This is a genomic window from Demequina ureilytica (assembly GCF_048553575.1).
In the GTDB taxonomy this organism is placed as follows: Bacteria; Actinomycetota; Actinomycetes; order Actinomycetales; family Demequinaceae; genus Demequina.
The window spans coordinates 151,600-165,804 of sequence record NZ_JBLZIE010000003.1; the positions used below are offsets into that span (position 1 = coordinate 151,600).

Sequence of the window (14,205 nt, forward strand, 5' to 3'; positions counted from 1 at the left end):
GCTCGAGGTCGCTGCCGAGCGCCGCATCTTCGGACTCGAGACGGAGTTCGGTCTCCATCTGGACGCGCCCAATGCCCGCGCTGTCACCCCGGAAGAGGTCGCCGGTCACCTTTTCCACTCCGTGGTGAAGTGGGGGCGCTCGTCGAACGTCTTTCTGCCCAACGCGTCGCGCCTGTACATCGACGTGGGAGCGCATCCCGAGTACGCGACGGCGGAGTGCGACTCATTGACCGACCTGATCGCCTCCGACAAGGCGGGCGAGAGGATCGTGCACGACCTCGTCGCGGAGGGCGAGCGCCGTCTCGCGGAGGCCGGCGTCGAAGGCACGATCCACCTGTACAAGAACAACACCGATTCCGCCGGGAACTCGTACGGATGCCACGAGAACTACCTGGTGAGGCGACGCGCGGACTTCCGCGCGTTCGCATCGGCGCTGCTGCCGTTCCTGGTGACGCGGCAGATCGTCACGGGCGCGGGGGCGATCACTCGCCGGCAGTCGGGAGCGGGGTACAGCTTCTCGCCGCGAGCCGACCACATGTGGGAGGGCATGAGCTCGGCGACCACCCGGTCCCGGCCCATGATCAACACGCGCGACGAGCCCCACGCGAACGCCGAGCTGTACCGACGCATGCACGTGATCGTCGGCGACTCGTCCATGTCCGAGACGACGACCCTGCTGAAGATGGGCTCCACGGACCTGCTGCTGAGGCTCATGGAGGCGCACGTCCGCCTGCCAGATCTCACGCTCGCCAATGAGATGCAGGCGATCCGCGACGTGGCCCACGACCTGAGCGGCGTTGCGACCGTCGAGCTCGCGGACGGTCGCCGGCTCACCGCGGCTCAGGTCCAGCAGGAGTACCTCGATGCCGTCCGATCCCAGCTCGGCGCGATCATCACGCAGACGGACGAGGTGGACCAGATCCTCGACCTGTGGGAGCGCGGCATCCGAGCGGTTCGCGACCAGGAGCCGTCGCTCGTGGACACCGAGATCGACTGGGCGATCAAGTGGCGACTGCTGGAACGCTATCGCGACCGGCTCGCGTGCCCGTGGGACGACCCGCGCCTGGCCCGTCTCGAGCTTGCTTACCATGACGTCTCGCCGGAGCGGGGGCTGTTCCCACGGCTGGTGCGCGACGGCCTCGCGCAGACCGTGGTGGACGACGCGCGTATCGAGCGAGCCAAGACGGTGGCGCCCGAGACCACGCGCGCGCACCTGCGGGGCCAATTCGTGACGGCGGCTCTCGCCGCGCGGCAGGACTTCACGGTGGACTGGGTCCACCTCAAGATCGCGGGCGGCGCGAAGAGCACCGTGCTGCTGAAGGACCCGTTCCGGAACACGGACGAGCGCGTCGACGTTCTCCTCGAGGCGCTGAACACCGCCTCCGCGCCCGTAGAATGATGTCCTCCCACCTCGTCCTGAAAGGGGCCCACCATGCGCTCGTCGGCCATGACCGCAGGGGCGTGCGCCCTCGCGATCTCGCTCGCGGCGTGCTCCGCGACGGAGGACGAGGCTGACGCGAGCCCGTCGGCCTCGGGCGACATCTCCCAGGTGACGGTGGTGCAGTCGGAGACGCTCGCGCCCGACATCGAGTTCACACAGGACCAGACGTACGTGGAAGAGCAGACCGAGGTGCTGTGGGAGGGCGAGGGCGAACCGCTCGTCGACGGCCAGCCGCTGCTGCTCGACATCTACGGCGAGTCGCTCGTGGACGGCTCCGTGGTCATGAACACCTTCGATGGCCTGCCCGAGTCCTTCCTGATGGCACCCGAGATCGTCGGGGAAGGCATCTATGAGGTGCTCCAGACGGTGAACGTGGGCGGCCGCGTGCTCGCGGTGTCGCCCCCCGGCGATGGCGCCGACGCACGCGAGCCCGTGGCGCTCGTGGTGGACGTGCTGCCGACGAGCGCGCAGGGCGAGGTCCAGCAACCCGTCGAGGGCATGCCCACGGTGAGCCTCGGCGTCGACGACGAGCCCGTGGTTACCGTGGACCCGGACCGCGAGCCCCGCTCCGATCTCGAGGTCGCGACGCTGATCAATGGCGGCGGCACCCAGGTGCGCTCCAACTCGCTGGTGCTCGTCAACTACACGATGGTGCACCACGATCCGAGTCCGGCCGATTCCGACGAGCAGTGGGAGGCCGGCGACGTCTTCGACACGTCGTGGGAGAGCGAGCGCGAGCCGCTGCTGCTCGAGATGGACCAGGTGTCCGCCGTGCCCGGTCTCCAACAGGGGTTGCTCGACCAGACGGCGCGCTCGCGCGTGCTCATGGTGGTGCCCCCCGAACTCGGCTACCCGGAGCGCGGCAGCATGATCGTCGTCGTGGACATCCTCGACGTATGGAATCCGGAGGATCTGTGAGCACCTCAGTGCGCGTCATCCCATGCCTGGACGTCGACGCGGGACGAGTGGTCAAGGGCATCAACTTCGTCGATCTGCGCGACGCCGGCGACCCAGTCGAGCTGGCGCGCGCCTACGGGGCTGCCGGAGCCGACGAGGTCACGTTCCTCGACGTCACCGCGTCCTCCGCGAACCGCGACACGACGCTCGACGTCGTCGGCCGGACCGCCGACCAGGTGTTCGTGCCGCTGACGGTCGGCGGGGGAGTGCGCTCGACTGAGGACGTCGACCGGCTGCTGCGCGCGGGCGCGGACAAGGTCGGCGTGAACACCGCCGCCATCGCCCGTCCGGAGCTCGTGTTCGAGATCGCCGAGCGGTTCGGCAGCCAGGTGTTGGTGCTGTCCGTGGATGCGCGTCGATGCCAGGGCGAGGCCACGACCCCGTCGGGCTTCGAGGTCACCACCCACGGCGGCAGGCAAGGCACCGGCATCGACGCGGTCGACTGGGCTCGCCGGGGTGCCGAGCTCGGCGCCGGCGAGATTCTGCTCAACTCCATGGACGCAGATGGCACCACCTCGGGCTTTGACCTCGACATGATCCGTCAGGTTCGGGCCGTGGTGTCCGTTCCTCTCATCGCCTCCGGCGGCGCCGGTACGGCAGCGCACTTCGTCGAGGCCGCTCTCGCGGGTGCCGATGCGGTGCTGGCCGCCAGTGTCTTTCACTTCGGCACGCTGTCGATCGCTGAGGTGAAGGCCGCCATGCGCGACGCCGGGATCGAGGTGAGGTGACGCCCTCGAGCCGTCACGCGGCCGACTACCGGCTCTCGGGAACCTTCAACCGCAAGGCGCTGCAACTCCTGCGGCATGCTGTGCGCACCGAGCCGCGCCGTTTCGCCTTCGCCGTCACGACCGCGGCGCTGTTCTCGCTGCTGACCGTCGCCTTCGGCACCCTGCTGGGCCAGATCACGGACGAGATCGTGGTTCCCGGCGTCGCCGGTGATCCGATCGGAGGTCCGTGGGGCGAGATCACGCAGGATCCTGTCGAGGCGATCGCTCTCGCGGGCGCCGTGTTCTTGGGGATCGGCATCGTCAACGCGGTGCTCGTCGGGCTGCGGCGCGGGGTGCAGGGGATCGCTGTCGCCGGAGTGGGCGCGCGCCACCGGCGCGTGGTGGCTGATGCCCTCGCCAGCCTGCCTCTCGGTTGGCACCGGGCGAATCCGTCCGGTCGCATGCTCTCGGCCATGTCCTCCGACTCGGAGAGCGCGACCAATACGCTGCACCCGTTCGCCTTCACCGTCGGGTCGTTCGTGATGATGTTCGCCGCCGGCTACTCGATGTGGCGCATGGACCCCTGGCTCGCGGTCACCGGCCTCGCTGTCGTCCCGGTCATCTTCGCGATCAACATCGCTTACGAGAAGGTCATCACGCCCCGCTGGGACCTCGGACAGACGCTGCGCGCGGACGTGTCGACGATCGCCCACGAGAGCTTCGAGGGCGGCACGGTCGTGAAGGCACTGGGTGCCGAGCAGCGCGAGACCGAGCGGTTCGCGGCCGCCGCGCGCGGGCTCCAGGACGCCGACATCAAGGTGGGGCGCACGAGCGCGTGGTTCGAGCCGCTCATGGACCTCATCGTGCCCCTCGGCTCCGTCGCCCTGATGATCGTGGGCGCCTACCGTGCGGAGGCGGGAGCCGTATCCGTCGGGAACGTCGTCTCCGCGATCTATCTGGTAACCCTCATGGCCGTGCCGATCCGGGGGCTGGGCTGGGTGCTCGGTCAGATGCCGCAGGCGCTGGTCGCGTTCCGGCGCGTGGGGGAGATCGCCCAGGCTGCGACAGAGGTCGACGATCCCGGCGACCGTCCGCTTGCGAAGGAGGGTGCCGGCCAGATGCGGTTCGACACCGCCGACATCGGTGCGGACGACGGCGACGGCAACCTGGCGGTCATCCTGCGCGACGTGTCGCTCGACCTGAGACCGGGGACCGTGACTGCCTTGGTGGGTGCTACGGGCTCCGGAAAGTCCACAGTCGCGCTCGCCGCGTCGCGCCTTGCGCGACCCATCACCGGCACGGTGACTCTCGACCAGGTTGACATCGGCACGATCGAGGCTCTCGGCGAGCATGTCGCCCTGGCGCCCCAGACGGCCTTCGTGTTCGCGGGGACAGTGCGCGATAACGTCACGCTCGGCGAGCCCTACTCGGACGAGCAGGTGTGGGACGCCCTGCGCCGCGCCAACGTCATGGACGTGATGGAGATCCTCGGCTCCGGCGAGCACGCGGGACTGGATGCGCGGCTCGCTGAACGCGGCATGAATCTGTCCGGCGGTCAGCGCCAGCGGCTCGCTCTCGCCCGCGCCCTCGTGCGTCATCCGCGCGTGCTCGTGCTCGACGATGCGACGTCTGCGGTCGACCCGCGCGTCGAGCAGCAGATCCTGCGGGGCCTGAGCGCCGACGGCGCCGGACCCACGGTGCTGATCATCGCCTATCGGCTCGCGTCGATCCTGCTCGCCGACCACGTGGTGCACGTCGATGCCGGACGAGTCGTGGACGCAGGAACGCACCTGGAACTGATCTCGCGCGACCCGGGCTACCGAGAGCTGGTGATGGCGTACGAGGAGGACTCGAAGCGTCAGGCCGACGAGGATGCGGAGTACGTGGGATGACCGAGGACTCGAGCGTCATGCAGATGTTCCGGCGCGGGCTGCAGGTGAGCCCGGAGTTCCGCGCAGGGCTCGTGGTCACCCTGGTGCTCGCGACCTTCGCCGCCATGGGCCGCGCCGCCGTTCCCTTCCTGACACAGCGCGTGACGGACGAGGGGCTGCTTGCCGACGCAGGCGTGGACGTCGACACCGTGGTGATGTACGCCTCCGGGGGAGCGGTGGTGCTGGTCATCGCCGCGGTGCTCGCTTGGCAGGTGCGCGTGCGCATGGTCACGGCCGCCGAAAAGGGGCTCGCGACGTTGCGGATCCGCGCCTTCGGCAAGGTCCACGAGCTGTCGGTGCTGACTCAGAACGAGGAGCAGCGCGGCCGATACGTGTCCCGCGTGACGGGCGACGTCGAGACGATGCGCGACCTCATGCAGTGGACCGGCGCCGCCATGATCATCTCCGCGCTCGAGGCGTCCGTGGTCTTCGTCGTGATGCTTGCGTACTCGTGGCAGCTGTCGCTGCTGGTCCTGGTGGCATTCCTCCCCATGGTCGGGTCGCTCATGTGGATCCAGCCGCGGGTGCGACGTGCCTTCCAGGTGGTGCGCTCCAAGATGGCCGACCTGATGGGACGCACGTCGGAGCAGATCGTCGGTGTCGCCACCATCCGCTCGTACGGCGTTCAGCAGCGCATGCGCGACCAGCTGCACGGAGAGATCGACGACATCCTGGCGGCGGAGCGCAAGGCCTCGATCCTGGCCTCCGCGAACTTCTCCTCGACCGTGGTGGGTCAGTCGCTCGCGACCGGGCTGGCGCTCATCGGTGGCACCATAATGGCGATCGATGGCTCCATCTCTGTCGGCACCGTGGTGGCCTTCGCCTTCCTGGTCTACATGTTCGCGGGACCGCTCATGTGGATCATCGAGATGCTCGCCGAGATGCAGCGGGCGGTGGTCGGCTGGAAGCGCGTGCTCGAGCTCGTCGACCAGGAGGTCACGGTCGCCGACCCGGGCGAGAACGGCACCCCCATCCCTCACGGTCACGGCGATCTGTCGGTCGAAGGCGTGCGGCTGACGTACTCCGACGGCCCCGAGGTGCTCAAGGGCGTCGACCTCGCGGTACCCGCCGGGCGGCGCATCGCTCTCGTCGGCCAGACGGGCTCGGGCAAGACATCCCTGGCGCGGCTCATGTCCCGGTTCTTCGATCCCACGGACGGCGTGGTGCGCGTGGGTGGCGTGGACCTCCGCGAGGTGCCGATGCAGTCGTTGCGGCGGTCTGTGGCCGTCGTGCCGCAAGAGGGGTTCCTGTTCGACGGCACGGTTCGCTCGAACCTGGCCTACGCGCTTCCGGAGGCAAACGAGAGCGACCTCGAGCGCCGTGCCCTGGCCGCGTTCGAGTCGCTCGGCCTCGATGCGTGGGTCGACGGACTGCCTCATGGCCTCGACACGCCCGTGGGACCGCGCGGCGAGCTGCTCAGCGCGGGTGAGCGCCAACTGGTGTCGATCGCTCGCGCCTACCTGCGGGACCCCGATCTGCTGATCCTCGACGAAGCCACGAGCGCGGTCGACCCTGCCACGGAGGTGCGCATCTCCCGCGCTCTCGAGGGGCTGATGCAGGGGCGTACCGCCGTGGTGATCGCTCACCGGCTGTCGACGGCCGAGCGCGCAGACGTCGTGGCGGTCATGGAGCAAGGCGAGCTGGTCGAGGTCGGGCCGCACCGCGAGCTCGTCGAGGCGGGCGGCATCTATGCCGGCCTTCACGCCGCCTGGGTGTCGCAGACGCGCGACTGAACCCCCGCATCGGCCGCCTGGCCCTGACCGTGCCGAACACTCTTGGCCGCGACACCCGGACAGCAGCGGCCCAGGCGGGCCGAGCGCGGGAGTTTCCGACGCCACGATGTTCGGGACGGTACGAGCGTGCTGATCTGGAAGGATGGGCGCCATGCCTCTCGATGCCGCCATTGCCGAGCGCTTGAAGCGCACCGACGACGGGCTCGTGTGCGCCGTCGTCCAGGAGCGCTCGACACGCGACGTGCTCATGGTCGCCTGGATGAACGATGACGCTCTTCACGAGACCCTCACGACCGGGCGCGCCGTGTACTGGAGCCGCTCGCGCGGCGAACTGTGGCGCAAGGGCGACACCTCGGGCCACATCCAGCTGGTGCACCGCGTCGAGATCGATTGCGACGGCGATGCGCTGCTCGTGACCGTCACCCAGGAGGGTCCCGCCTGTCACACCGGCGCGACCCGCTGCTTTGACGCAGGTGGCGACCTGCTGGCTGTGGATGGGGGGTCGGCGTGAGCGATCCCGTGCGCGTCGAGTGGGGTCAGACGTGGCCCAGCCTGGACGAGTTCGTCGAGCTCGGCGCCACACACCGAGTCGTGCCCGTCGTGCGCCGCGTGCTCGCGGACGGCCTCACCCCGGTCGCGGTGTACCGCGCGCTTGCTGGTGGCCGGCCCAACACCTTCATTCTCGAATCCGCCGAGCCGGACGGGACCCGCGGCCGGTACTCGTTCGTCGGGGTGCACTCCCGCGCGGCGCTGACCGTCGACGGCGACGAGGCGCGGTGGTCCGGTGACGTGCCCGTGGGCCTCGTCGACGGCGCCCCTCTCGACGTCATCCGTGCGGCACTGAGCGAGCTGCGCTCCGAGCCGATCCCGGGGCTTCCGCCGCTGACCGGCGGGCTCGTGGGTGTGCTCGGGTGGGACATCGTGCGCCAGTGGGAGCCGACGTTGCCGCAGAAGGCGCCCCGTGACATCGATGTGCCCGATGCTCATCTGCTGCTCGCGACCGACGTCGCCGCGATCGATCACCACGACGGTTCGGTGTGGCTGATCGCGAATGCCGTGAACGCCAACGCGCAGGAGGCGGGGATCGAGCAGGCCTACGCTGATTCGCTGGCGCGCCTCGACGCCATGGAGCGCGCCCTCGTCGACGCCCCCGCCGGCGAGGTTTCGGTGCTGGCCGGTAACGTGCCTGACCCGAGCGTGAGTCACCGCAGCGGCCCGGGAGAGTACGAGCGGATGGTCGAGTTCGCAAAGGAGGCTATCCGCGACGGCGAGGTGTTCCAGATGGTGCCGGCGCAGCGGTTCGACGTCGGCTGCGACGCCTCGGCGCTCGACGTGTATCGCGTCCTGCGCACGCTGAACCCCAGCCCGTACATGTACTACTTCGAGCTGCAGGACGATGCCGGCCGGGAGTTCGCCGTCGTCGGCGCGAGCCCGGAATCACTGGTCGCAGTCCATCGCGGCCGCGTCTCGACGTTCCCCATCGCCGGTTCCCGTCGACGGGGGCAGACCGCGGACGAGGACCGCCGCCTCGAGGAGGACCTGCTCGCCGATCCTAAGGAACGCGCCGAGCACGTGATGCTGGTCGACCTCGCGCGCAACGATCTTGTGAAGGTATGTGAGCCGACGTCGGTGGAGGTCGCTCAGTTCATGCGCGTCAACCGCTACTCCCACATCATGCACATCTGCTCGACCGTGGAGGGAGAGCTCGAGGCGGGATACGGTCCGGTCGACGTGTTCGCCGCGACGTTCCCCGCCGGCACGCTGTCGGGAGCGCCCAAGCCGCGCGCGATCGCGCTCATCGACGAGATCGAGCCGGCGCGGCGCGCGTTCTACGGTGGTGCAGTGGGCTACTTCGACTTCGCGGGCGACATGGACATGGCGATCGCCATCCGGACAGCGCTCATCGAGTCGGGCATCGCACACGTGCAGGCCGGCGCGGGGGTCGTGGCCGACTCGGTGCCGGCGAGCGAGGACCAAGAGACCAAGGACAAGGCCGCAGCGATGATGAGGGCCATCGCGCTCGCCTCGCGACTGCGCGCCGCAGCCCGTGGCTAGACTGGCTCCACGACTGGCAAGGAGAAGGTATGTCGAGCATTGAGATCGCCCCGGAGAACCTCCCCGAGGAGGCCTACGCCAACCACGGCAAGACCGTTGCGGGATGGACCACGAACATCGGGCTCATCGTCGCGGCTCTCGTGGCGGCGGTAGGGATCGCGTTCCCCATCTGGCCAGTGGTATGGGTGGGTGTAGGCCTTGCAGTCGTCGCGCTCGCCGCCGGTGCGGCGCTGCGCGCCCTCGGCCATGGCCAGCCATTGAAGTAGCGGTCGTCTTCCTCGATCGCGCTGTCCAAAGGAGAAGAGAATGACGGACGTTCCCCCACCCCCGCCGCCCTCGGCATCGCAGCCGCCGCCCCCGGGCGCAGGCGGCAACGAGTCGAAGAACAACCTCGGCACCATCTCGCTCGTGCTCGGCATCGTCGGCATCCTGTGCTGCGGGCTGTTCACAGGCATCCCGGCAATCATCGTCGGCAACAACTCCAAGAAGGCGCAGGCGCAGGGTCTTGCGACCAACGGCAACCTGGGACAGGTGGGCTTCATCCTCGGGATCATCGCCACAGTGCTGTCGGTGCTTGGTGCCATCGTGTGGGGCATCCTGATCGCGACCGGGTCGTACGACTGGTCGACCACCTCCAACTTCTGACCGACTCCACGATGACGGCGGCCAGGGTGGTGCAGGTGCCGGCAAAGAGCTCTGCGGCTCGGCGCATGATGGCACCGGGCATCACCCTGGCCGTTCTCGCGTCCGCCACGGCGTACACCGCGCTGGCGGATCCCTACCAGCGCGGCTTCTTCCCGTCCTGCATCTTTCTCGCAAGCTCGGGGCACTGGTGCCCGGGGTGCGGGGGGCTGCGCGCCGTCCACGAGCTGGCGCGCGGCGACGCCGCAGCCGCCCTCGGGATGAACCCCGTCGTCGTGCTGCTCATCATCCCCCTGGGCATAGCGCTGCTAGTGGCCTGGATACGCGCCGCCTGGCGCGGGAGGCCCGCGCCGTCAGTCCCGATCTGGCTGGCCGTTGGCCTGCCCGCACTGCTCTTCATCTTCTGGATCGTGCGCAACATCCCGGTTCTCGAGCCATACCTCGCACCTTAGAGGGCCTGCTAACGTCAATCCCGCGAGGGCGTTAAGCGGACGTCCCGAACGTCTGTGAGGGGCTGGTAGCAGTGAGCGAAGGTTTCAACAATCGGGACGATGTACCGCCAGCGGCCCCAGCTCCATACTCTGCGCCGGTCCCATACCAGGCGCCCGCCCCCTATGCGCGGGATAGCGGCGGCGGTGCGGCGAACGGCAAGGCTACGGCGGGACTAGTTCTCGGGATTATCTCGGTGCTCATCAATACGTTCTTCATCCCAGCGATTCTGGCGATTGTCTTCTCAAGCCTCGGCATCAAGCGAGCCGCAGAGCTGGAGCGGCATGGAATGGTGCCCGTGGGCCGTGGTGCCGCGATCGCTGGGTTAGTGACGGGCATTGTCGGAGTGCTTAACTCGCTGTTGTGGAAGTGGCTGGTCCTTTTCATCTTCTAGGCGTGCGGTCCTCGGACGGCGTGCCCGGCGGTAGCATGGGGGCGACGGAAAGGGGGCAGCGAATGAGCGTGCTGGAGAGCATCGTCGCAGGCGTGAGGGAGGATCTCGCGCAGCGAGAGTCAGCCACACCCATGGACCAATTGAAGGAACGTGCCGCGCGCCTTCCGTGTGCGATCGACGCGCGCGCACTGCTTGCTTCCGACGAGGTCTCCGTGATCGCAGAGGTCAAGCGATCGAGCCCCTCGAAGGGAGATCTCGCCGCCATCACCGACCCCGCGTCGCTGGCGACCGAGTACGAGGCTGGGGGAGCGACCGTGATCTCGGTGCTCACCGAGCAGCGCCGCTTCGGCGGTTCCCTCGCCGACCTTGACGCGGTGCGCTCCAAGGTCGACATCCCCATTCTTCGCAAGGACTTCATCGTCACGCCCTACCAGGTGTGGGAGGCCCGCGCACACGGCGCCGACCTGGTGCTGCTGATCGTCGCCGCACTCGACCAGATGGCTCTCGAGAGCCTCGTCGAGCGCGCACACTCTCTCGGCATGTGCGCGCTGGTCGAGGTGCACGACGAGGTCGAGCTTGCACGGGCAGTCGACGCCGGGGCCCGCGTCATCGGCGTCAACGCCCGCAACCTGAAGACCCTCGAGGTCGATCGTCACACCTTCGCGCGACTCGCGCCGTCGATCCCCGAGGGGATCGTCCGGGTGGCGGAGTCCGGCATCCGCGACGGGCACGACGTCGTCGAGTACGCCCGCATGGGAGCCGACGCGGTCCTGGTGGGCGAGGCGCTCGTCAAGGACAAGGACCCGCGCACCGCCGTGGCCGAGATGGTCGCCGCAGGCGCACACCCCGCGCTACGAGCGGTGCGTCCGTGAACCCGTCTCTCCAGTCGGCGCCCGGCCCCTTCTTCGGCGACTTCGGCGGGAGGTACGTCCCCGAGGCGCTGACCGCGGCGCTCGACGAGTTGACGGACGCCTACGAGAAGGCGCGCATCAATCCCCAGTTCACCGAGGAGCTCACCCGCCTCGCGCGTGACTACACGGGCCGGCCGTCGATCATCACCGAGGTCCCGCGATTTGCCCGCCACGCCGGCGGCGCGACGGTGCTCCTCAAGCGCGAGGACCTGAATCACACGGGCTCGCACAAGATCAACAACGTCCTGGGCCAGGCGCTGCTGACCAAGCGGATCGGCAAGACGCGAGTGATCGCGGAGACCGGCGCGGGGCAGCACGGCGTGGCGACCGCCACCGCGGCCGCGCTCATGGATCTCGAGTGCGTGGTCTACATGGGCGAGGAGGACACGGAGCGCCAGGCGCTCAACGTCGCGCGCATGCGCCTGCTCGGCGCCGAGGTGATTCCGGTGACCACCGGTACTCGCACCTTGCGCGACGCCATCAACGAGGCGTTCCGCGACTGGGTCGCCAACGTTCAGACCACCAACTACGTCTTCGGCACGGCGGCCGGCCCGCACCCGTTCCCCGCCATGGTGCGCGACTTCCAGCGCATCATCGGCGTCGAGGCACGCGCGCAGATGCTGGAGCGCGGCGGCCTGCCCGATGCGGTCCTCGCCTGCGTGGGCGGCGGCTCCAACGCCATTGGCGCGTTCGACGCCTTCTTGGACGACGAGAGTGTGCGGCTGATCGGCTGCGAGGCTGCCGGTGACGGCGTCGAGACCAGCAGGCATGCGTCCACCATCACCGGTGGTCGGCCCGGGGTGCTCCACGGCTCGAAGTCATACATCCTTCAGAACGAGGACGGCCAGACGAACCCCTCGCATTCGATCTCCGCGGGGCTCGACTACCCCGGCGTGGGCCCGCAGCACTCGTGGCTCGCGGACCTGGGCCGGGCCGAGTACTGGCCCGTCACCGACGCCCAGGCGATGGACGCCTTCCGGCTGCTCAGCCGCACGGAGGGGATCATGCCGGCCATCGAGTCCGCGCACGCCCTGTACGGCGCCATGAAACTCGGCAAGGAGCTGGGCCCTGACGCGACACTGCTCGTCAACCTCTCCGGTCGCGGCGACAAGGACGTCGAACAGGCGGCACGGTGGTTCGAGATGCTGCCGGGAGAGGGCGAGTGAGCGCCCTCACCGACCGCCTCGACGAGATCAAGGCCGAGGGTCGAGCCGCGCTGATCGGCTATCTCCCCGTGGGCTACCCGGACGTCGACACGTCTATTCGCGCGATGGTCGCCATGGTCGAGTCCGGTGTCGACATTGTCGAGGTGGGCCCGCCCTACTCAGATCCGGTCCTCGACGGCCCTGTGATCCAGCTCGCCGTCGCGCAGGCACTCGAGCGCGGCGTGCGCGTCAGCGATGCCTTCACAGCGGTCCGCGCCATCTCCGATGCGGGAGCACCCGCCGTGGTGATGTCCTACTTCAACCCCATGCTCCAGTACGGGCTCGAGCGGTTCGCCGCGGATCTCGTGGCGGCAGGCGGTGTGGGTGCGATCACGCCGGACCTCACGCCCGACGTCGGTGAGGAGTGGATCGCGGCGGCACGACAGCAGGACCTGGACACGATCTTCCTGGTGGCGCCGTCGACGACGCGGGAACGCATGCACATGACCGTGGGGGCGTCCCGCGGCTTTGTCTACGCGACGTCGCTCATGGGCGTCACCGGAGTGCGCGCATCGGTTGGAGAGCAGGCCGCTCGCGTGGTCGCGCAGGCGCGCGAGGCCGGCGCTGAGCGGGTGTGTGTGGGCCTTGGCGTCTCGACACCCGAGCAGGCGGCGGAGGTCGCCCAGTTCGCGGAAGGTGTGATCGTGGGAACTGCGCTGCTGCGGTGCCTCACAGAGAACACCGATCCGGAGGCCGGAATCGCTGCGCTACGCATCAAGGCAGCGGAGCTCGCTGAGGGAGTGAGGAGCGCGCGATGACGCCCCGCTTCATCCCGGCGCCGCCCGACGGCCTGCAGACCTTCAGCCTCGGACCGGTGACGATCCACGCGTACGCGCTATGCATCCTCGCGGGGATCTTCGTCGCAGTGTGGCTCACCACCCGGCGGTGGGTCGAGCGGGGCGGCGACGGCGACAAGGTGGGCGACATCGTCCTGTGGGCGATCCCGTTCGGAATCGTCGGCGGGCGTCTCTACCACGTGATTTCCACGCCCGGCCCGTACTTCGGGGAGGGGGGTGACCCCTGGGCGGCGCTCGAGATCTGGAACGGCGGTCTTGGCATCTGGGGCGCGGTCGCGCTGGGCGCGCTCGGCGCCTTCATCGGCGCCCGTAGGCACGGCGTGTCCTTCACGGCCTTCGCCGATGCGGCGGCTCCCGCAGTGCTGATCGCGCAGGCCATCGGGCGGCTGGGAAACTACCTCAACCAGGAGCTGTTCGGCAGCCCGTCGACGCTGCCGTGGGCCTTGGAGGTCGACCCGGCGTTCCGGCCCGAGGGCTACGCGGAGTTCGCGACATTCCACCCGACGTTCCTGTACGAGATGGTGTGGAACCTGGTGGGGGCCGCACTGATCATCTGGCTCGACCGCCGCTTCGACCTGCGAGGCGGGCGTACGTTCTGGCTCTACGTGATGGTGTACGTGAGCGGCAGGCTGTGGATCGAGCTGGTGCGCATCGACACCGCGGTGACGGTCGGCGGGCTGCGCATCAACGTGTGGGTGTCGATCGCCGTGCTCGCTCTCGCCGTCGCCATGTTCATGATCCTCGGCAGGCGCCAGCCCGACGCGGAGCACCGAGTTCCCCGAAACCGGCTAGCGGCGGCCGATGACGATCCCACCGACTCGACCGACGCGACGGCCCACCCGGCCGACGAGCCTGAGCACGACGACCCGGCCACAAGCCAGGGGAAGTCATAGGCGATTCTTTACCTCGACCATGTTCGCGGTAGGCTGTTCTCCCGTGTGTT

The 14,205-nt window shown here is 68.9% G+C and carries 15 protein-coding genes; all 15 read left to right on the plus strand.

Translation table 11 applies throughout. The features are described 5' to 3' along the window. Positions 1 to 25: 25 nt before the first annotated feature. Positions 26 to 1,399: a Pup--protein ligase gene (pafA, locus tag ACNI3K_RS10145; protein ID WP_419392147.1), complete on the plus strand. Its 1,374-nt coding sequence runs from the start codon at positions 26 to 28 to the stop codon at positions 1,397 to 1,399. A 33-nt stretch (positions 1,400 to 1,432) separates the two neighbouring features. After that, positions 1,433 to 2,359 (plus strand): FKBP-type peptidyl-prolyl cis-trans isomerase, encoded by a 927-nt coding sequence (locus ACNI3K_RS10150; RefSeq protein ID WP_419391775.1) that lies wholly within the window; start codon positions 1,433 to 1,435, stop codon positions 2,357 to 2,359. Next, on the plus strand, positions 2,356 to 3,126 hold the full coding sequence (gene hisF, locus ACNI3K_RS10155; RefSeq protein ID WP_419391776.1) for an imidazole glycerol phosphate synthase subunit HisF: 771 nt from the start codon (positions 2,356 to 2,358) through the stop codon (positions 3,124 to 3,126). Before ACNI3K_RS10150 ends, hisF begins: the two co-directional genes overlap by 4 nt. Next, positions 3,123 to 4,997 carry an ABC transporter ATP-binding protein gene (locus tag ACNI3K_RS10160; RefSeq protein WP_419391777.1) on the plus strand — a complete coding sequence of 625 codons (1,875 nt, stop codon included), beginning with the start codon at positions 3,123 to 3,125 and terminating at the stop codon, positions 4,995 to 4,997. The genes hisF and ACNI3K_RS10160 overlap by 4 nt, the downstream gene beginning before the upstream one ends. Further along, complete coding sequence (locus ACNI3K_RS10165; RefSeq protein WP_419391778.1) at positions 4,994 to 6,769, plus strand: ABC transporter ATP-binding protein; 1,776 nt, start codon at positions 4,994 to 4,996, stop codon at positions 6,767 to 6,769. Before ACNI3K_RS10160 ends, ACNI3K_RS10165 begins: the two co-directional genes overlap by 4 nt. 151 nt (positions 6,770 to 6,920) lie before the next feature. Then, positions 6,921 to 7,280 carry a phosphoribosyl-AMP cyclohydrolase gene (gene hisI, locus ACNI3K_RS10170; RefSeq protein ID WP_419391779.1) on the plus strand — a complete coding sequence of 120 codons (360 nt, stop codon included), beginning with the start codon at positions 6,921 to 6,923 and terminating at the stop codon, positions 7,278 to 7,280. Then, complete coding sequence (locus ACNI3K_RS10175) at positions 7,277 to 8,824, plus strand: anthranilate synthase component I (RefSeq protein ID WP_419391780.1); 1,548 nt, start codon at positions 7,277 to 7,279, stop codon at positions 8,822 to 8,824. Before hisI ends, ACNI3K_RS10175 begins: the two co-directional genes overlap by 4 nt. 29 nt (positions 8,825 to 8,853) lie before the next feature. Beyond that, entirely contained in the window at positions 8,854 to 9,090 is a 237-nt protein-coding gene (locus ACNI3K_RS10180; protein WP_419391781.1) for an HGxxPAAW family protein, read from the plus strand. A 40-nt stretch (positions 9,091 to 9,130) separates the two neighbouring features. After that, complete coding sequence (locus ACNI3K_RS10185; RefSeq protein WP_419391782.1) at positions 9,131 to 9,469, plus strand: DUF4190 domain-containing protein; 339 nt, start codon at positions 9,131 to 9,133, stop codon at positions 9,467 to 9,469. A gap of 35 nt (positions 9,470 to 9,504) precedes the next feature. Further along, positions 9,505 to 9,918, plus strand: coding sequence for a DUF2752 domain-containing protein (locus tag ACNI3K_RS10190; protein WP_419391783.1), 414 nt, complete (start codon positions 9,505 to 9,507; stop codon positions 9,916 to 9,918). Between the two features lie 71 nt (positions 9,919 to 9,989). Beyond that, positions 9,990 to 10,349: a DUF4190 domain-containing protein gene (locus tag ACNI3K_RS13090; RefSeq protein WP_518486596.1), complete on the plus strand. Its 360-nt coding sequence runs from the start codon at positions 9,990 to 9,992 to the stop codon at positions 10,347 to 10,349. Between the two features lie 62 nt (positions 10,350 to 10,411). Continuing rightward, a complete protein-coding gene (gene trpC / locus ACNI3K_RS10200; protein WP_419391785.1) occupies positions 10,412 to 11,221 on the plus strand; it encodes an indole-3-glycerol phosphate synthase TrpC in 810 nt (269 codons plus the stop codon). After that, positions 11,218 to 12,426 (plus strand): tryptophan synthase subunit beta, encoded by a 1,209-nt coding sequence (trpB, locus tag ACNI3K_RS10205; protein ID WP_419391786.1) that lies wholly within the window; start codon positions 11,218 to 11,220, stop codon positions 12,424 to 12,426. The genes trpC and trpB overlap by 4 nt, the downstream gene beginning before the upstream one ends. After that, on the plus strand, positions 12,423 to 13,223 hold the full coding sequence (trpA, locus tag ACNI3K_RS10210) for a tryptophan synthase subunit alpha (RefSeq protein WP_419391787.1): 801 nt from the start codon (positions 12,423 to 12,425) through the stop codon (positions 13,221 to 13,223). The genes trpB and trpA overlap by 4 nt, the downstream gene beginning before the upstream one ends. After that, complete coding sequence (lgt, locus tag ACNI3K_RS10215; RefSeq protein ID WP_419391788.1) at positions 13,220 to 14,155, plus strand: prolipoprotein diacylglyceryl transferase; 936 nt, start codon at positions 13,220 to 13,222, stop codon at positions 14,153 to 14,155. Before trpA ends, lgt begins: the two co-directional genes overlap by 4 nt. The last annotated feature ends 50 nt before the right edge of the window (positions 14,156 to 14,205 follow it).